This window comes from Streptomyces violaceus (assembly GCF_036014075.1).
GTDB classification, from domain to species: Bacteria; Actinomycetota; Actinomycetes; order Streptomycetales; family Streptomycetaceae; genus Streptomyces; species Streptomyces violaceus.
Genome location: NZ_CP107911.1, coordinates 6,091,152 through 6,108,444 on the forward strand (window position 1 = coordinate 6,091,152; position 17,293 = coordinate 6,108,444).

The following is a 17,293-nucleotide window of genomic DNA, read 5'->3' on the forward strand; positions in this document are numbered from 1 at the left end:
GTGCTGGTGGCATGGGTGTGGATTCCAGCGGCGTCGTCCCCCTCGCCTCCGCCGCCCTGTCGCTGCTCGAGAGCTGCTTCAAACGAAGCTGAACGCCACTGACCTCAGGGGCGCGGGGAACTGCGCGAACGACCACAGCGCACCCGCAGCCGACGACTCACCGGTCAGAAGCTGCACATTCCGCACAGGTCCCGAAAATCTCCACCGTATGAGCCACGTTCACATACCCGTGCTCCGCGGCGACGGCCTCCGCCCACTTCTCCACGGCCGGACCCTCGACCTCGACGGCCTTGCCGCAGGTGCGACACACGAGGTGATGGTGATGGTCGTCGGTGGAGCAACGCCGGTACACGGACTCACCGTCCGCGGTGCGCAGGACATCGACCTCACCGGCGTCGGCGAGGGACTGCAGCGTGCGGTAGACCGTGGTGAGCCCGACCGAGTCGCCCTTGTGCTTGAGCATGTCGTGCAGGTCCTGCGCACTGCGGAACTCGTCGACCTCTTCAAGGGCCGCCGACACGGCGGCCCGCTGCCGGGTGGCGCGGCCCTTCACGGACGGTCCAGCGGTCGTCACCGTTGCCTCCTCACGTCTGCCTTGCCCGGGTCATTGTGCCAGCCCGGGGTGGGGGCGGTCAGACGCCGACTTCGTCGGCCGCCCCCCGAGTACCCGGAATCGCGCACTCGGCGGGGTCATGGGCGGATTGCTCGGAAGCTCGGGCGCGGGCGCGGCGCCGGGTCAGCGGAGCCGCGAGTGCCGTCAGCACGATGAACGCGCCGATGGTCAGCAACACGATCGTCGCACCGGGCGGGACGTCCTGGTAGTACGAGGTGACCGTGCCGCCGATCGTCACGCTCACGCCGATGGCCACGGCGATCGCGAACGTGGCCGCGAAGCTGCGGCTGATCTGCTGGGCCGCCGCGACGGGCACCACCATCAGCGCGCTGACCAGCAGCAGGCCCACCACGCGCATCGCCACCGTCACCGTGACGGCCGCGGTGATCGCCGTCAGCAGGTTCAGGGCGCGCACCGGCAGGCCCGTCACCCGGGCGAACTCCTCGTCCTGGCTGACCGCGAACAGCTGCCGGCGCAGGCCGAGCGTGACCAGGACGACGAAGGCGGCCAGCACGCAGATCGCCGTGACGTCCGACTCGGACACCGTCGACAGGGAGCCGAACAGGTACGACGTCAGGTTGGCGTTGGAGCCCGTCGGCGCGAGGTTGATGAACATCACACCGCCGGCCATGCCGCCGTAGAACAGCATCGCGAGGGCGATGTCGCCGCGGGTCTTGCCGTACCAGCGGATCAGCTCCATGAGGACCGCGCCGAGGACGGAGACGAGGGTCGCCATCCACACCGGGGACCAGGTCAGCAGGAAGCCGAGGCCGACGCCGGTCATCGCCACGTGGCCGATGCCGTCGCCCATCAGGGCCTGGCGGCGCTGGACCAGGTAGATGCCCACCGCGGGGGCCGTGATGCCGACCAGGACGGCGGCGAGCAGCGCCCGCTGCATGAAGGCGTAGTCGAGGATCTCCATCAGCTCAGCAGTCCCGTGCGGATCGGTTCGTGGCCCGCGGGTGCGTGCGGGTGTACGTGGTCGTGGCCGGGCAGGGCGTGCTGCCCGACCGCCTTGGGGGGCGGGCCGTCGTGCACGACGCAGCCGTCACGCAGGACGACCGCCCGGTCGATGAGGGGCTCCAGGGGGCCCAGTTCGTGCAGCACGAGCAGCACGGTGGTGCCCTGGGAGACCTGCTCGCGCAGCGTGTGCGCGAGCACCTCCTGGCTGGCCAGGTCGACACCGGCCATCGGCTCGTCCATGATCAGCAGTTCCGGCTCGGAGGCGAGCGCGCGGGCTATCAGGACGCGCTGGTGCTGGCCGCCCGAGAGGGCGTCGACCGAGTCCTTGGCCCGGTCCGCCATGCCGACGAGCTCCAGGGCCGCGCGCACGGCCGCGTGGTCCGCCTTGCGCAGCACGCCGAAGCGGGCCCGGGACAGACGGCCCGAGGAGACCACCTCGGTCACCGTGGCGGGCACGCCTCCCGCTGCCGTGGTGCGCTGCGGGACGTAGCCCACGCGGTGCCAGTCGCGGAACCGCCCGCGGTCCGTGCCGAACAGCTCGATCTCGCCGGCGCCCGTCTGCACCTGGCCGATGATGCTGCGCACGGCTGTGGACTTGCCGGAGCCGTTCGCGCCGAGCAGCGCGACGACCTCACCGTGGTGCACGGTGAGGTCGATGCCGCGCAGGACGGGGCGCGAGCCCAGGTCCGCGCGGACGCCGCGCAGGGATACGACGGGCTCGTTCATGCCGTCCTCCGATGGGTCGATCACTTGGCTCCCAGGGCCGCCTGAAGGGCCTTGAGGTTGGCTTCCATGACCTGGAAGTAGTCGTCGCCGCGGGACTTGTCGGTGATGCCCTCGAGCGGGTCGAGGACGTCCGTCTTGAGCTTCGCGTCCTTGGCGAGGGTCTTCGCGGTCTTGTCGGAGACCAGTGTCTCGTAGAAGACGGTGGTGACGCCGTCGGCCTTGGCCTCCTGCTGGAGCTCCTTGACCCGGGCGCCGCTGGGCTCGCTCTCGGGGTCGAGGCCGGAGATGGCCTCCTGGGTGAGGCCGTAGCGCTCGGCGAGGTAGCCGAAGGCGGCGTGGTTGGTGAAGAAGACCTTGGTCTTGCTGTCCTTCAGGCCGTTCTCGAACTCGCCGTTGAGGCCGTTCAGCTTCTTGACCAGGGCCGCGGTGTTCTTCTTGTAGTCGGCGGCGTGGTCCGGGTCGGCCTTCTCGAAGGCCTTGCCCACGCCCTCGGCGACCTCGGCGTACTTCACCGGGTCCAGCCAGATGTGCGGGTCGCGGGCGTGCTCCTCCTCCTCGGCGTGCCCCTCCTCGCCCTCGCCGGCGTGCTCGTGCTCGGTGCTGCCGTGGTCCTCGAGGGTGGTCAGGCCGGCCGCGTCGATCTTCGTCTTGATGCCGGTCTGCGAGACGGCCTCGTCGACGGCGGGCTGGAGCCCCTTGAGGAAGAGCGCCGCGTCGGCCTCCTCGAGCTGGGCGCGCTGCTGGGTGCTGATCTCCAGGTCGTGCGGTTCCTGGCCGGGCTCGGTCAGACTGGTGACGTTCGCGTGGTCGCCGCCTATCTGCTCGGCGAGGAACGCCATCGGGTAGAACGACGCGACGACGTCGAACTTCTCCGTGTTGCCCGTCGCCGCGCTGTCGCTGGAGCAGGCGGTCAGAGAGCCGAGGCCGAGAGAGGCGGCCGCGGCGGCGGGTATGAGGCGTCGTCGTACGTTCATGACACTCATTTTCAACAAATATGGAAACCGTTGTCAACAAACGTCCTGAACGGGGCCCGGAGACAGGGCCCACGGCCCTCTGGCGGTCGCTCAGGGGGGAGCGATTTGATTGGAGGGGCGTCCCCGCCGGTAACCTGAATCATTCGCTGGAAGCAACTCGCTTCGTCGCCCGTCGTCGTAATGAAGAGAGCACCGTGGCCGCCGACAAGATCGACACCATCGTCAGCCTGAGCAAGCGCCGTGGCTTCGTATTCCCCTGTAGTGAGATCTACGGCGGTCAGCGCGCCGCCTGGGACTACGGACCGCTGGGTGTCGAGCTCAAGGAGAACCTCAAGCGCCAGTGGTGGCGCTACATGGTGACGTCGCGCGAGGACGTGGTCGGTATCGACTCGTCCGTCATCCTGGCCCCCGAGGTCTGGGTCGCCTCCGGCCACGTCGCCACGTTCACCGACCCCCTCACCGAGTGCACCTCCTGCCACAAGCGGTTCCGCGCGGACCACCTGGAGGAGGCCTACGAGGAGAAGAAGGGCCGCGCCCCGGAGAACGGGCTCGCGGACCTCAACTGCCCCAACTGCGGAAACAAGGGCACCTTCACCGAGCCCAAGCAGTTCTCCGGCCTGCTGTCGACCCACCTGGGCCCGACGCAGGACTCCGGCTCCGTCGCCTACCTGCGGCCCGAGACCGCGCAGGGTATCTTCACCAACTTCTCCCAGGTGCAGACCACTTCGCGTCGCAAGCCGCCGTTCGGCATCGCCCAGATGGGCAAGTCCTTCCGCAACGAGATCACGCCCGGCAACTTCATCTTCCGCACCCGCGAGTTCGAGCAGATGGAGATGGAGTTCTTCGTCAAGCCGGGCGAGGACGAGAAGTGGCAGGAGTACTGGATGGAGCAGCGCTGGAACTGGTACACCGGCCTCGGCATGAGCGAAGAGAACATGCGGTGGTTCGAGCACCCGAAGGAGAAGCTCTCCCACTACTCCAAGCGCACCGCCGACATCGAGTACCGCTTCCAGTTCGGCGGCAGTGAGTGGGGCGAGCTGGAGGGTGTCGCCAACCGCACCGACTACGACCTCGGTGCCCACTCCAAGGCCTCCGGCCAGGACCTCACCTACTTCGACCAGGAAGCCGGCGAGCGCTGGACGCCGTACGTCATCGAGCCCGCGGCCGGTGTCGGCCGGGCGATGCTCGCCTTCCTGCTCGACGCCTACCTCGAGGACGAGGCGCCCAACGCCAAGGGCAAGATGGAGAAGCGCACCGTGCTGCGCCTGGACCACCGCCTCGCGCCGGTGAAGGTCGCGGTGCTCCCGCTGTCCCGGAACCCGGAGCTGTCCCCGAAGGCCAAGGGCCTCGCCCAGGCGCTTCGCCAGAACTGGAACATCGACTTCGACGACGCCGGCGCCATCGGCCGCCGCTACCGTCGCCAGGACGAGATCGGCACGCCGTTCTGCGTGACCGTCGACTTCGACACGCTCGAGGACAACGCGGTCACCGTCCGCGAGCGTGACTCGATGAAGCAGGAGCGGGTCTCCCTCGACCAGATCGAGGGGTACCTGGCGGCCCGCCTGGTCGGCTGCTGATCGCTTCTCGCGTGCACGTCGGTGCCGGGTTCCTCTTCGGAGGGGCCCGGCACTGTCGCGTTCACGGGGGTGGTGCGAGGGCGAGTGGTCCTCCAGCGCCGCAGCCGATTGGACCTGTTTCCCGGGGTGGCGCCGCGCCAGGGTGAGCGCATGACCATCGCGTTTCTGCTGACCACCCTCGTCGTCGTCGCCACGCCCGGCACCGGCGTCGTCTACACGCTCGCCGCCGCGCTCTCCCGGGGCCGCCGCGCGAGTGTCGTCGCGGCCGTCGGCTGCACCCTCGGGATCGTGCCGCATCTGCTGGCCACGGTCACCGGCGTCGCCGCCCTGCTGCACGCCAGCGCGACCGCCTTCGAGGTGCTGAAGTACGCCGGCGTCGCCTATCTGCTCTACATGGCGTGGGCGACCGTGCGGGACAAGGAGGCGCTCGTGGTGGAGGAGCGGGCGGCTCCGATGTCGGCGCGGCGGGTGATCGTGCGGGGTGTGCTGATCAACATCCTCAACCCGAAGCTGACGATCTTCTTCTTCGCGTTCCTGCCGCAGTTCGTGAGCCCGGGGGAGCCGCACGCGGTGGTGCGGATGCTGGGGCTGGGCGGGGTGTTCATGCTGGCGACCTTCGTCGTGTTCGCCGTGTACGGGGTGCTGGCCGCGTCGGTACGCAGTCACGTCATCGGGCGGCCGCGGGTGATGGCGTGGCTGCGGCGGGGGTTCGCGGGGTCGTTCGTGGCGCTGGGGGCGAAGCTGGCGTTCACGGCCCGGTAGCCGGTAGCCGGTAGCCGGTACCAGGTGGGGGTAGCCGGTGGGGGGGTGACAAGTATTGACTGACAGATATTGAAATATGTCAGCTGTCATGGCATGGTGGTTGGCATGACGATGCGAACCCGCCCCCTCGGAACCACCGGCCCCCAGGTCTCCGCCCTCGGTCTCGGCTGCATGGGCATGTCCGCCCTGTACGGCGAGGCGGACCGGGCCGAGTCCGTCGCGACCCTCCACGCGGCGCTCGAAGCGGGCGTCACCCTGCTGGACACCGGCGACTTCTACGGCATGGGCCACAACGAATTGCTGATCGGAGAGGCCCTGCGCAGCGCTCCCGCCACCCGGCGGCAACAGGCCCTGATCAGTGTGAAGTTCGGCGCCCTGCGCGACCCGGACGGCGGCTGGTCCGGCTACGACGGCCGGCCCGCCGCCGTGAAGAACTTCGCCGCGTACTCCCTCCAGCGGCTCGGCGTCGACCACATCGACGTCTACCGCATCGCCCGCCTCGACCCGGACGTGCCGATCGAGGAGACGGTCGGCGCGATCGCGGAGCTGGTCGAGAAGGGCTATGTGCGGCACATCGGCCTGAGCGAGGTCGGCGCCGAGACCATCCGCCGGGCCGCCGCCACCGCGCCGATCTCCGACCTCCAGATCGAGTACTCCCTCATATCGCGCGGCATCGAGGACGAGATCCTGCCGACCACGCGTGAGCTGGGCATCGGCGTCACGGCGTACGGGGTGCTCTCCCGGGGCCTGATATCGGGCCACTTCACCGCGGACCGGCAGCTCGGCGCGGGCGACTTCCGGGCGATGTCGCCGCGCTTCCAGGGCGAGAACCTCCGGCACAACCTGAACCTCGTGGAGGCGCTGCGGAAGATCGCCGAGCAGAAGGGCGTCAGCGTCGCGCAGACGGCCATCGCCTGGGTGCTCTCGCGCGGTGAGGACATCGTGCCGCTGATCGGCGCCCGGAGCCGCGACCGGCTCACGGAGGCGCTGGGCGCGCTGGACGTGACGCTGGACACGGCCGACCTGACCGCGATCGAGGAGGCCGTGCCGGCCGGAGCCGCCGCCGGTGACCGCTACCCGGCGGCCCAGATGGCGCACCTCGAGAGCTGACTGGGCTCCGGGTACGGTCTGGGCATGGCACCGACCAGCGAGACCCTGACCGCCGAGCGTATCCTCGAGGCCACCGAGGAGGTGCTGCGGCGCCACGGCCCGGCCAAGGCCACCGTCGTGGACGTCGCCCGGGCGCTCGGTGTCAGCCACGGCAGCGTCTACCGCCACTTCCGGACCAAGGCGGCGCTGCGCGAGGCGGTCACCAAGCGCTGGCTGGACCGCACGTCCGGGGAGCTGTCCGGCATCGTCGCCGGCGGCAGCGCCCCGGAGGCCCGGCTGCGGGACTGGCTCGCCGCGCTGTTCGCCGCGAAGCGCCGCAAGGCCGGCGACGATCCGGAGCTGTTCGCCACGTACATGGTCCTCACGGACGAGGCCGGTACGGCGGTGGGCGAGCACATCACCGACCTCACCACTCAGCTGGCCCGCATCATCGAGGCCGGCGTGGAGACCGGCAGCTTCACCGCCACCGACCCGGAGGCCTCGGCCCGCGCGGTCTTCCAGGCGACGGGGCGTTTCCACGACCCCTGTTATGCGCGGGAGTGGGAGCAGCCCGGTGTGGAGGGGGAGTTCGAGGCTGTGGTGGAGCTGGTGGTGCGGGGGTTGCGAGCGCCCTGATGCCGGACGGCACTCACCCCGTAGTGCCGGTAAAGTGCTTGCCTCGCGGACCAGGTGGCTGGCGCGATGTCACTAGGGGGCCGCATGGTTCGACCCGGTCAACACGAGCGCCTGGGAAGAGCGGCGGAAGCCAGAGCCAGGGCGAGGGACGCGCTGCGCCGACGTCGCCGCCGCCTCATCATCGCTTCCTTACTTGTATGGGTTGCATCGGGGGTGGTGTTCTGGATTGCAGAGCCATGGAAGCTGGCACAACGCCCCCCTCCGTGTTATGACGGGGCGACATGCGGCCAGCCGCCGGCGAGCGGTATGGACGACGACTTCTTCCGCGAACTGGACCGTGCGCGGAAGCAGCTTTTCCAGGCGCGCCTGGAATACACCAAGCCGGAGAAGCTCCGCCTTACTGTCGGCCAGGCGGTCTACTTTCGCGCCGCGATTTATGGTCGCTGGAGTCACGTCGACAAGGAAACGGCAGGCGTGAGCGTGATGACCGGCGGCCAAGTCGTGGTGCGTCTTCACTGCTCAGGTGCTGTGACCTGCACTCCCATCTCCTCGAAACGGCAACATGTCACCAACAAGCTGACTGACCAAGCGGTGACCTGGGTCTGGGAAGTGCAGGCGAAGAAATCCGGCAAGGCGAACCTCGCACTCACTGTGACCTCGTATTTCGAGGACACGGAAACCGTGCTCTACGAGAAGCCACCGATCATCTCCCACGCCGAGGTGAAGGAAAAGCCCCAGGAGGAAGGGGGTTTCGCGTGGCTCGCGGACGCCTATGACTGGGCCACGAAGATGATCGAAGAGCTGGCCCTCATCGCCACAGCCCTGGCGGCCATCCTGGGCCTGGTGGTCGCGTGGAGGAACCGGAATCTTCCCGCCCCGACGGTTCAGCACTCCCCCCTCGCCCTGCCGCCCGGCGCGGCACAGCAGCACCAGCCCACGCAGCCACAGCATGACTCAAGCACCCCGCCCCTGGGCGGACCACCAGGCGGAAGCAGTACGACAGGCGGAAACAGCACGACGGTCTGATCTCGCACAGACTTCTGCAGGGTCTGGTTCACGGCATGGTGACGGTCAGGCGCCCGGCAGCAGCACCGAGGAATCCGGCTCCAGTCCGGCGGCGAAGTCGCCCACGACGGTGAACCGGTCCAGATCGACGACGGCGACCCGGTTCGTGCCCAGTTGGGACACGTAGGCCAAGGGCCTGCCCGGGTGCAGTGACACGGCGGACGGGGTTCCGTCGAGCTGGAGGGAGCGGAGCGGTCGCAGGTCGGTGCTGAACACGGTGAGGGTGTTGGCGACGATGTCCGTCACCAGCAGCCGTTCGTCGTCGAGGGTGTAGACCCGCAGCGGGTCTCCGCCGATCTTCCGGCTCCGCCGTACCTTCAGGGTGCGCGCGTCCATGGCGACCAGGGAGGAGCTCTTCCGGGCCCCGACGAACAGTGTCTTCTCGTCCCGGCTCAGACAGCTGCTCTCGGGCAATTGGCCGGGAGTGGCGAGGAGCGGTGGGGCGGAGGCGTCGTGGGGGCGCACGAGGCTCACCGTGTGGGACAACAACCCGGTGACATAGGCGCGTTCGCCGTCCCGGCTGAGAGTGAACAGATGGGTCTTCACCCCGTGCGTGGGCACCGCCCTGGACGGCGCCTGGTCCGTGGCGGGGGTGTCGAAGCCGAGCAGGACCGCCTTCTCCTCGCTCAGGGCGTACAGCCGGTCGTGGTGGTCGATGCCCATGCCGTGGACACGGTTGAACGGCCGGGTGTCGATGGTCCGGGCCAGGGACCGCTCGACGAGGTCGATGACGAAGACCGCGGCGCCGCCCTCGCCGACGGTGGAGGACATGCGCACTCCGTAGTGCCCGACGTAGGCGAATCGCCGGCGTGAGTCGACGACCATCTCGTGCGGGTAGTCGGGCAGTCCGACGGTCCTCAGACGCCGCCCCGAGGAGACGTCGTAAAAACTGACGGCGTGGCTGCTCTTCTCGACCACGACCAGGACGTCAGCGGCCTCAGCCGCCCGGGCGGCACCCAGGGCGGACGCGCTCACGCCGCCCGCTAACGCCCCCGCGCCCGCCGCCTTGATCACCGAACGACGCGTCACCACAGTTCCCTCACCTCGACTCTCGAGATCACGCTGCTGTCGGGTCCACCGTTGCCTGGTGGGCCTCCGCCAGATGCTCCTCCGCCTTCAGCCAGGGCAGGAACTGGGCACCTCTTCGCCAGCCGCAGGTGCCGCATCTGATCGTGCGCTGCACGCCGGTGCGCTCCACCCGCACCACGTGTTCGCGGCCGTGCTGGTCCCAACGGCTGACCTTGCTCGTGTCGATCTGCGCCATGACGCCTCCCGCGTCCAGGAATCCGGCGGATCCGGTCTGTTCCCAGCAAGGAGTGTGCAGCATGACCAACATCAACAGGGCTTCGCCCGGCAGCGAGTTATCCGGCTGTGAGGCACCTGGAAGCATGGTGAATGATGGGGACCCTACCGTTCGGGCAGGTCCGGCCAAGGCACACCGGTCCGGGCCCGGAACAGCCACCTAGGGCGTGTAGCGAAAGTGGCTGGTTGTGACTCTGTGGCCTGTGTTTCTATGCCCGAGTGAACATCGAGAACTCCGGGGTGCCTGACGAGAGGCCGAGCCGCTGGGTCCGGCAGAGGGTTGATGGCGATGTCGAGGAGTGCGTGCGGGTGCTCGCAGAGGTCCATGCGCGCGATGGCTATCCGGTGAACTGGCCGGATCAGCCCGGCGAGTGGCTGTCACGCGGTCCCCTGCTGGGCTCCTGGGTTGCCGAACTCGAAGGCGGCCTGGTTGGGCATGTCAGTTTGTCGCAAGGCGGCGAAGGCGATCTGGCCCCGAAGTTGTGGAGCGAGCGGAACGGGGCGACGCGGGATATGACCGCCGTGGTCAGCAGGCTGTTCGTTGCCCCGCAGGCGAGGGGACATCGGATCGGTGCACTGCTGATCGGTCAAGCAGTGGAGGAAGCGCGACGTCGTGGCCTGCATCCGATGCTCGACGTCGTCACATCCGATACCGCCGCGGCAGCCCTGTATGAGCGGCTGGGCTGGGAGCTGATGGCCACAGTCGAGCAGCAGTGGAGCCCGCACCAGACAGTGGCCATCCGCTGTTACGCAGCGCCATCGTGACGTGGCCGGTCATAGCCACTCGTTGATGGCCGCGACGAGGACTGTCGCCTCGTAGCGGACCGCGAGCTTGTCGTACCGGGTGGCCACGAAGGCGATTGATGCCGCACCCGGCCGCGTGCCGCGCCTCGTAGTCCCGCGGGGCGAACTTCGGTGGCCGGCCGCCGCGGAAGCCGCGTTTCTTGCGGTTGCGGGCCTGGTCGGCCCTGTCCGGAATGGTGCAGCGGATACCCGGTGCGGACCCGGAACCGTATGCCGTCGATCAGCTGCCAGCTAGCCCACGTCGGCGGCCGTCCGGGCTTCTTGCCCTTCGGCAACAGCGGTTCGACCACTGCCCATTGCGTGTCCGTCAGATCTCCACCTGCCGCAAATCAAGATCATCCCACGTTCAAGATCCAATTTCGGTACACGCCCTAGGCCCGCTCCGCAGCCACCACCACATCCCGTACCTCCGCCGACTCCAGCCGCTCGGCTGTCCGATCGGCCGTACGTCGCGCCCACTGTCCGCTCGTGACCGCCCCCAGCGCCAGCACCGCGAAGCCACATGCCGCGATGATCCACCAGCCCGGCCGGGCGGCAGGGACGAACAGCTCGCGGTACGAGGACGCGCCCACGCCGGAGGCGAGCACCGCTCCCACCACCGCGACCCCCAGCGTCTGCCCGAGCTGCCGGCTCGTGGAGGCCACCGCCGCGGCGACACCCGCCTGCGCACGCGGCATCCCGGACACCGCCGTGTTGGTGATCGGAGCGTTGACGAACCCGAAGCCGATGCCGAAGAGGACGTACCCGGCGAAGAGCGTGACGTTCGAGGTCTCGGCCTCGAACGCCGCGAAGAGGATGCCGCTCGCCGTCATCGCGCAGCCCGCGATCAGCAGGGACAGACGCGGGCCCCGGCTGCCGACCAGGCGGCCGGAGAGCGGGGCGCACAGGAACGTCGGGGCCGCCATCGGCAGCATCCACAGTCCCGCCTCCAGGGCGGTCAGGCCGCGGACGTTCTGGAGGTACAGGGTGGACAGGAAGAGGAACCCGCCGAGCGCGGCGAACGCGCTGACCGCGATGACCGTGGCCCCGCTGAACGGCGCCGAGCGGAAGAACCGCAGGTCGATCAGGGGCTCCGCCCGACGGGGCTCGTACCAGAGCAGGCCGGCTAGAGCGGCCAGGGCCACCACGGCCAGCGGGGCTGTCGAGGCGAACGGCGTGCTCGGCGCCTCGATGATCGCGTACGTAAGAGAGCCGAAGAGGGCGACCACCAGGAGCTGGCCGACCGGGTCGGGGCGGCGGGCCTTGGCGGCGCGGGACTCGGGGACGAAACGCAGGGTGAGCAGCAGGGCGGCCAGGCCCACCGGCAGGTTGATCCAGAAGATGGAGCGCCAGCCGACGGATTCGACGAGGAGGCCGCCGACCAGCGGGCCGGCGGCCATCGATATGCCGACGACCGCGCCCCACGCGCCGATCGCGCGGGCCCGCTCACGTGGGTCGGTGAACGTGTTGGTGATGATCGACATGGCGACCGGGTTCAGCATCGAGCCGCCCACCGCCTGCACCATCCGGAAGGCGACCAGCGCCTCCAGATTCGGTGCGAGGGAGCAGAGCACCGAGCCGAGGGTGAAGACGACAAGGCCCGCCATGAAGACGCGCCTGCGGCCGATCCGGTCGGCCGTGGAGCCCGCGAGCATCAGCAGCGAGGCCAGGACCAGGGTGTAGGCGTCGATCGTCCACTGCAGACCTGAGGTGCTCGCGTGCAGGTCCTGCTGCATGGAGGGCAGGGCCACGTTCAGGACCGTGTTGTCGAGGCTCACGATCAGCAGGCTCATGCAGCAGATCGCGAGCACCAGCATGCGGCGGCGGGGGCTGAGCTCGGGCATGCGGGCCATCGTACGCCGATTTCGATAGTGTGGCTAACTAATGAATTTACCGCCTCATTGCACGGCACAATGGAGGAATGTCCACGCCCCTCCGCATCGGCCCGCACACCGTCCAGCCCCCCGTCGTCCTGGCCCCCATGGCCGGGATCACCAACGCGCCCTTCCGCACCCTGTGCAGGGAGTTCAGCGGAGGGAAGGGCCTGTTCGTCAGCGAGATGATCACCACCCGGGCGCTGGTCGAACGCAACGAGAAGACCATGCAGCTCATCCACTTCGACGAGACGGAGCGGCCCCGGTCGATCCAGCTCTACGGCGTGGACCCGGCGACCGTCGGCAAGGCCGTCCGCATGATCGCGGAAGAGGACCTCGCCGACCACATCGACCTCAACTTCGGCTGCCCGGTGCCGAAGGTCACGAGGAAGGGCGGCGGCTCCGCGCTGCCGTACAAGCGGAACCTGCTGCGGGCCATCCTGCGCGAGGCCGTCAGCGGCGCCGGCGATCTGCCCGTGACGATGAAGATGCGCAAGGGCATCGACGACGACCACATCACCTTCCTCGACGCCGGCCGGATCGCCGTCGAGGAGGGCGTCACCTCCATCGCGCTGCACGGCCGCACCGCCGCCCAGCACTACGGCGGCACCGCCGACTGGGACGCCATCGCCCGGCTGAAGGAGCACGTGCCGGAGATCCCGGTGCTCGGCAACGGCGACATCTGGTCGGCCGAGGACGCGCTGCGGATGGTGCGCGAGACCGGGTGTGACGGTGTCGTCGTGGGGCGTGGCTGCCTCGGGCGGCCGTGGCTGTTCGCCGACCTGGTGGCCGCCTTCGAGGGGCGCACCCAGGACATCGCCCGCCCGGCGCTGCGCGAGGTCGCCGACGTCATGGTCCGGCACGCCACGCTGCTCGGTGAGTGGATCGGGGACGAGGCGCGCGGGGTCATCGACTTCCGCAAGCACGTCGCCTGGTACCTGAAGGGCTTCGCGGTCGGGTCCGAGATGCGCAAGCGCCTCGCGATCACCTCCTCGCTGGAGGAACTGCGGTCCGGTCTGGACGAGCTGGACCTCGACCAGCCCTGGCCCGCCGACGCCGACGGGCCCCGGGGCCGTACGTCCGGCAACAACCGGGTGGTGCTGCCGGACGGCTGGCTGAAGGACCCGTACGACTGCGCCGGGGTCGGCGAGGACGCCGAGCTCGACACCTCCGGCGGCTGATCAGCCTCCCGAGCGGTGCGGCGTGGAGCCGTACGCCTTGAGGAAGCGGTCGCGGAACGAGCTCATCTTCCACACCGGTGCGTCGCGGCCGGGCTTGAGTCCCTCCGTCCAGTTCCAGTCGGCGACCTTGTCGAGGACCTTCGGGTCCTTCGCGACGATCGAGACCGGCACGTCGCGGCTGGCGCGGGTGCCGCTGACCCGGGCCATGGGCTGGTGGTCGCCGAGGAAGACCAGGACGGTGTCGTCGGTGCCGTAGCGCTCCAGCCACTGGGTGAGGCTGGTGACCGAGTACTGGATGGACTTGCCGTACTCCTGCCGGGACCTGGCGGTGTCGGTGATGATGTCCGACGCCTTGTTGCCGGCCTTCTCGATGGCGTCGAAGCGTGAGCCGTCGCCGAGTTCGTCCCAGCCGACCATCTTCGGGAGGGGCGCCCAGGGCTGGTGGCTGGAGGTCAGGATGACGAACGACATCAGCGGCTTGTCGCGCTTCTTGCCGTGCACCCGGCGCTGGAACGCCTCCAGCGCGTACTGGTCGGGCATCGTCGACCAGCTGAACTTCGGGCCCTTGTACCCCAGGTCGTAGGCGTCGTAGAGCTTGTCGAGGCCGTACCACTTCTCCTCCGGCCAGCCCTTCTGCACGCCGGGCATCACGCCGACCGTGTCCCAGGCGCCGCTCTTGCGGAACGCCTTGGTGAGGGTGAGATGGTCGCCCGCGGTGACCGTGCGGTAGCGGCGCTGGTTGTCGATCCACAGGCCGGACATGGTCGTGGAGTGGCCGAGCCAGCTGCTGCCTCCGTAGGTCGCCGAGGTCAGCCAGCCGCTGCGGGCGGCGAAGCCGGCCTTCGCCAGGGCCTTGCCACTGGTGTCGAGGGTGCGGTCGACGCCGGGGGCCATGATCGGGTCCTCGACGGCGCTGCGGCCGTAGCTCTCGATGAACGTGAAGATCACGTCCTTGCCGCGCAGGTCGGGCAGCAGCTGGTCGGGCGGGGTGTTCCCGAAGGTGTCCGCCTGGGCGTGCTTCGCGAAGGCCGCCTCGTCGCGCAGGGACTCCACCGTCCGCTGAGCATGCACCCGGAGGGCTCCGGCGCCACGCTCGGAGGCGATCGGCCCGCCGAAGAGCGTCAGGCCCAGGGCGGAGCAGGTGATCCAGACGACGCCGGCGATCAGCGCGCCCCGGGCCGCCCGGGGCCGGTGGCGCACGAGCAGGTCGCTGAGCCGGACCGTCGCCGCGACCATGACGGCCGCCAGCAGCAGGACCAGCACGATCGCGCCGACGGCGGCGGCGGTCGCGACGCCCCCGCCCAGCGTGTCCCCGACGTACGCCTGGGCGTCGGGCAGCAGGTCCCAGTCGAGCGCGGCGTTGAAGCCCCGGCCCAGATACTCGTTGAACCCCATGTCGAGCAGGTTCACGGCGGTCAGCGCGGTCAGGCCGAGCCCGTACAGCACCGCCGCGACCAGCCGGGGCCGACGCGGCAGCCACAGCACCACGACGGCCCCGATGACCGCCTCGGCCGGTATGCGCGTGAAGCTCTTCGGCCCCACGGCGGGGAGGGTGTTGGGCAGCAGCAGGGCACCGAGGATCAGGGCGGCGGCGAGGGTGGTGGTCGTCCAGCGGAGGGTGCGGGCGGCGCGGGGGTGACGGGTGCGCCAGGTGCGGAGGCGGGTGAGGCGGGCGAGGCGGGATCTGCCGCCCGGCTCCCTCTTCCCCTCCCTTTCCTCTTCTGCTCTCTCGTCATGCCGTGTCTCGGGTTCGGCCTCGGACAGGCCGCCGACCGGCCGCGATGACTGGCGCAAGCGTGTGAAGACAGGCACCCGGAGGTCCTTCCAGTACGAAACCCGGTGGGGTGGCGGACCCGCGTGGGGGTGGCGAACAGCTGGGCGATGCAGGGCAGTAGAGCGTGACTCGGCACGCATATGTGAGTACCTGGGTGGTGGCAGGCACTGACCCCCGGGTGGGGAACGGGAGTTCTTATATCGAATGCGTGACCTTCGCCGGTGGTGGTCGTTGGATGTCGCGAGAAGGCTTGCTGCGGTACCGGGGCGGGGGGTGACAGGGTGGGTGGGCTGCGGGAGGTGGCTGCGCTGTTCGTGGTGCCCGGTCCCTCGGGGGTGGCGATCCGTACCCGCCTCAAGCACCTGAGCGGTGCGGACGAGACGGTTCTGCGCCTGGTCGGGGGCCATCTGGGCATGCTGGCTGCCCGTGATCTGAAGACGCGGTGTGCGGCCGGACTGGAACACGACAGTGAGCAGTGGGCGCAGCGCAAGCGCATCCTGACGCCAGAGTCTTCCTCCCGTTGGGCGGGGTCGGTCACGAAGGCCAGCCATGATCAGTGGGCGCTGGCCCGGCGCGGTCAGCACGCACACATCAAGAGCCTGCAGGCCGGGATCGCCATGATCACCCACCGGCTGTCGCTGCCGGTGGGTGAGAAGAGCAGCAAGCGGGCGCCCGGCGGCTACGGCTCCCGGCGGGAGTGGCATGCCAAGTCCCGCCGCCTGCACGTGCTTCAAGACCGGCTTGAGAAGGTGCGGGCCGACTGGGAAGCCGGGCGGGTACGCGTCGTGCGTGGCGGCAAACGGCTGCTGAACACCCGCCATCACCTGGACCAGGCTGGGCTGAGCGAGCCGGAGTGGCGCAAGAGGTGGCAGGCCGCACGCCGGTTCCTCCAGGCCGACGGCGAGTCCGGCAAGAAGTTCGGCAACGAGTCTGTCCGTGTCACACCCGACGGCGAGGTCTCGATCAAGTTGCCCGCGCCCCTGGCCCGTCTGGCGAATGCCCCGCAGGGCCGCTACGTCCTGGCCGGCCGGGTGAGCTTCGCGCACCGCGGCGAGCAGTGGGCCGACCGCGTCAGCGCGAACCGGGCTGTGGCCTACCGCATCCACGAAGACGTGCAGCGTGGCCGCTGGTACCTCACCGCGTCCTGGACCGTGCCCCCGGCCCCGGCTGTCCCCCTGGCGGCGGCCCGTGTACACGGCATGCTCGGCGTGGACACCAACGCCGAACACCTGGCCGCCTGGCGCCTCGACCCACACGGCAACCCCACCGGCGCGCCCCTGCGCTTCGGATACGACCTGTCCGGCACCACCACCCACCGCGACGCCCAGATCCGCCACGCCCTGACCAGCCTGCTCCACTTCGCCAAACGCCACTGCCTCGCCATCGCGATCGAGGACCTCGACTTCGGCGCAGAGAAGACCCGTGAGAAGCACGGCCGCCGCACCCGCTTCCGCAAGCTGATCTCCGGCATGCCCACATCCAGGCTGCGGGCCCGGATCGTCAGCATGGCCGCCGAACTCGGCATCACCGTCGTCGCGGTTGACCCGGCCTACACCAGCCGCTGGGGCGCCCAGCACTGGCGCAAGCCCCTCACCACCACAACCAGGAAGGCCACCCGCCACGACGCAGCCGCCGTGGCGATCGGAAGACGCGCCCTGGGCCACACGATCCGGCGACGGACGGCACCGCCCCGACACGACCGGTGTGATCGTGCGAGGCATCGGACCGTCCAGGCCCGACCGGGCACCCCAGGGCGTGAGGGACCCCGCCCCCGCATCCCCGGACCACGGACCCGATCCGTGCCGCCGGACGCGGAGCGAAAGCGGGCGACCAGGACACCCAACACCGTTCGGGATGTCCGCAGTGACCACGAATGGGTCCAAGACTCACTCCTGCCCACTGAATAGGAACGGTTCGGGTCCGCCTCAGTTCCGTACGGGGTGTCCTCCAGGTGCGTTCAGCTCGCCGGGCCAG

Annotated in this window: 16 protein-coding genes and 2 pseudogenes; 8 read left to right on the forward strand and 10 right to left on the reverse strand. The window is 69.5% G+C overall.

Annotated features, from left to right (window positions below):
- Nucleotides 1-157: 157 nt before the first annotated feature.
- The 4 genes from OG542_RS27465 to OG542_RS27480 are packed head-to-tail and all read right to left on the reverse strand — an operon-like array spanning nt 158 to nt 3,276.
- The gene (locus OG542_RS27465) at nt 158-574 is read right to left on the reverse strand and encodes a Fur family transcriptional regulator (protein ID WP_261677569.1); all 417 of its coding nucleotides are present in this window, start codon (nt 572-574) and stop codon (nt 158-160) included.
- A gap of 58 nt (nt 575-632) precedes the next feature.
- A complete protein-coding gene (locus tag OG542_RS27470) occupies nt 633-1,535 on the reverse strand; it encodes a metal ABC transporter permease (protein WP_328414143.1) in 903 nt (300 codons plus the stop codon).
- The gene (locus OG542_RS27475; protein ID WP_328414145.1) at nt 1,535-2,302 is read right to left on the reverse strand and encodes a metal ABC transporter ATP-binding protein; all 768 of its coding nucleotides are present in this window, start codon (nt 2,300-2,302) and stop codon (nt 1,535-1,537) included. The genes OG542_RS27470 and OG542_RS27475 overlap by 1 nt, the downstream gene beginning before the upstream one ends.
- Nucleotides 2,303-2,322: 20 nt before the next feature.
- Complete coding sequence (locus tag OG542_RS27480) at nt 2,323-3,276, reverse strand: metal ABC transporter substrate-binding protein (protein ID WP_328414147.1); 954 nt, start codon at nt 3,274-3,276, stop codon at nt 2,323-2,325.
- Nucleotides 3,277-3,470: 194 nt separating this feature from the next.
- Here OG542_RS27480 and OG542_RS27485 point away from each other — a divergent pair, with 194 nt between their 5' ends.
- From OG542_RS27485 to OG542_RS27505, 5 genes are all read left to right on the forward strand, one after another.
- Nucleotides 3,471-4,853 (forward strand): glycine--tRNA ligase, encoded by a 1,383-nt coding sequence (locus OG542_RS27485; RefSeq protein ID WP_184592422.1) that lies wholly within the window; start codon nt 3,471-3,473, stop codon nt 4,851-4,853.
- A gap of 150 nt (nt 4,854-5,003) precedes the next feature.
- A complete protein-coding gene (locus tag OG542_RS27490) occupies nt 5,004-5,615 on the forward strand; it encodes a LysE family translocator (RefSeq protein ID WP_328414149.1) in 612 nt (203 codons plus the stop codon).
- Nucleotides 5,616-5,720: 105 nt separating this feature from the next.
- Complete coding sequence (locus tag OG542_RS27495; RefSeq protein ID WP_328414151.1) at nt 5,721-6,725, forward strand: aldo/keto reductase; 1,005 nt, start codon at nt 5,721-5,723, stop codon at nt 6,723-6,725.
- 24 nt (nt 6,726-6,749) lie between these two features.
- The gene (locus tag OG542_RS27500; RefSeq protein WP_328414154.1) at nt 6,750-7,340 is read left to right on the forward strand and encodes a TetR family transcriptional regulator; all 591 of its coding nucleotides are present in this window, start codon (nt 6,750-6,752) and stop codon (nt 7,338-7,340) included.
- A 306-nt stretch (nt 7,341-7,646) separates the two neighbouring features.
- Nucleotides 7,647-8,366, forward strand: coding sequence for a hypothetical protein (locus OG542_RS27505; RefSeq protein ID WP_328414155.1), 720 nt, complete (start codon nt 7,647-7,649; stop codon nt 8,364-8,366).
- Nucleotides 8,367-8,411: 45 nt separating this feature from the next.
- Here OG542_RS27505 and OG542_RS27510 read toward each other — a convergent pair whose 3' ends face one another.
- Together OG542_RS27510 and OG542_RS27515 are read right to left on the reverse strand one after the other, a co-directional pair.
- Nucleotides 8,412-9,434, reverse strand: coding sequence for a YncE family protein (locus OG542_RS27510; RefSeq protein WP_328414157.1), 1,023 nt, complete (start codon nt 9,432-9,434; stop codon nt 8,412-8,414).
- A gap of 28 nt (nt 9,435-9,462) precedes the next feature.
- Nucleotides 9,463-9,669 (reverse strand): hypothetical protein, encoded by a 207-nt coding sequence (locus OG542_RS27515; protein ID WP_184592415.1) that lies wholly within the window; start codon nt 9,667-9,669, stop codon nt 9,463-9,465.
- A 341-nt stretch (nt 9,670-10,010) separates the two neighbouring features.
- On the opposite strand from OG542_RS27515, the gene OG542_RS27520 reads away from it, so the two are divergent.
- Nucleotides 10,011-10,472: a GNAT family N-acetyltransferase gene (locus OG542_RS27520; RefSeq protein ID WP_328418138.1), complete on the forward strand. Its 462-nt coding sequence runs from the start codon at nt 10,011-10,013 to the stop codon at nt 10,470-10,472.
- Nucleotides 10,473-10,481: 9 nt separating this feature from the next.
- On the opposite strand, the pseudogene OG542_RS40855 reads toward OG542_RS27520, so the two are convergent.
- From OG542_RS40855 to OG542_RS27530, 3 genes and pseudogenes are all read right to left on the reverse strand, one after another.
- Nucleotides 10,482-10,701 (reverse strand): annotated as a pseudogene (locus OG542_RS40855) (IS5 family transposase); the annotation flags it as partial.
- A gap of 52 nt (nt 10,702-10,753) precedes the next feature.
- Nucleotides 10,754-10,801: pseudogene (locus tag OG542_RS40860) on the reverse strand (hypothetical protein); the annotation flags it as partial.
- Nucleotides 10,802-10,882: 81 nt separating this feature from the next.
- Nucleotides 10,883-12,334 (reverse strand): MFS transporter, encoded by a 1,452-nt coding sequence (locus OG542_RS27530; protein WP_328414160.1) that lies wholly within the window; start codon nt 12,332-12,334, stop codon nt 10,883-10,885.
- Between the two features lie 77 nt (nt 12,335-12,411).
- Between OG542_RS27530 and dusB the strand changes: the two genes are divergently transcribed.
- On the forward strand, nt 12,412-13,545 hold the full coding sequence (dusB, locus tag OG542_RS27535; protein WP_311125589.1) for a tRNA dihydrouridine synthase DusB: 1,134 nt from the start codon (nt 12,412-12,414) through the stop codon (nt 13,543-13,545).
- On the opposite strand, the gene OG542_RS27540 is transcribed toward dusB, so the two are convergent.
- On the reverse strand, nt 13,546-15,357 hold the full coding sequence (locus tag OG542_RS27540) for a sulfatase-like hydrolase/transferase (protein ID WP_328414163.1): 1,812 nt from the start codon (nt 15,355-15,357) through the stop codon (nt 13,546-13,548). It lies immediately after the preceding gene.
- Between the two features lie 243 nt (nt 15,358-15,600).
- Between OG542_RS27540 and OG542_RS27545 the strand changes: the two genes are divergently transcribed.
- Complete coding sequence (locus OG542_RS27545) at nt 15,601-17,226, forward strand: transposase (protein WP_328414165.1); 1,626 nt, start codon at nt 15,601-15,603, stop codon at nt 17,224-17,226.
- The last annotated feature ends 67 nt before the right edge of the window (nt 17,227-17,293 follow it).

Bases quoted from the DNA above. Each gene is read 5' to 3' on its own strand.
- OG542_RS27470 (WP_328414143.1), bottom strand. From the start codon at position 1,535: ATGGAGATCCTCGACTACGCCTTCATGCAGCGGGCGCTGCTCGCCGCC.
- OG542_RS27475 (WP_328414145.1), bottom strand. From the start codon at position 2,302: ATGAACGAGCCCGTCGTATCCCTGCGCGGCGTCCGCGCGGACCTGGGC.
- OG542_RS27480 (WP_328414147.1), bottom strand. From the start codon at position 3,276: ATGAACGTACGACGACGCCTCATACCCGCCGCCGCGGCCGCCTCTCTC.
- OG542_RS27490 (WP_328414149.1), top strand. From the start codon at position 5,004: ATGACCATCGCGTTTCTGCTGACCACCCTCGTCGTCGTCGCCACGCCC.
- OG542_RS27495 (WP_328414151.1), top strand. From the start codon at position 5,721: ATGACGATGCGAACCCGCCCCCTCGGAACCACCGGCCCCCAGGTCTCC.
- OG542_RS27500 (WP_328414154.1), top strand. From the start codon at position 6,750: ATGGCACCGACCAGCGAGACCCTGACCGCCGAGCGTATCCTCGAGGCC.
- OG542_RS27505 (WP_328414155.1), top strand. From the start codon at position 7,647: ATGGACGACGACTTCTTCCGCGAACTGGACCGTGCGCGGAAGCAGCTT.
- OG542_RS27515 (WP_184592415.1), bottom strand. From the start codon at position 9,669: ATGGCGCAGATCGACACGAGCAAGGTCAGCCGTTGGGACCAGCACGGC.
- OG542_RS27530 (WP_328414160.1), bottom strand. From the start codon at position 12,334: ATGCCCGAGCTCAGCCCCCGCCGCCGCATGCTGGTGCTCGCGATCTGC.
- dusB (WP_311125589.1), top strand. From the start codon at position 12,412: ATGTCCACGCCCCTCCGCATCGGCCCGCACACCGTCCAGCCCCCCGTC.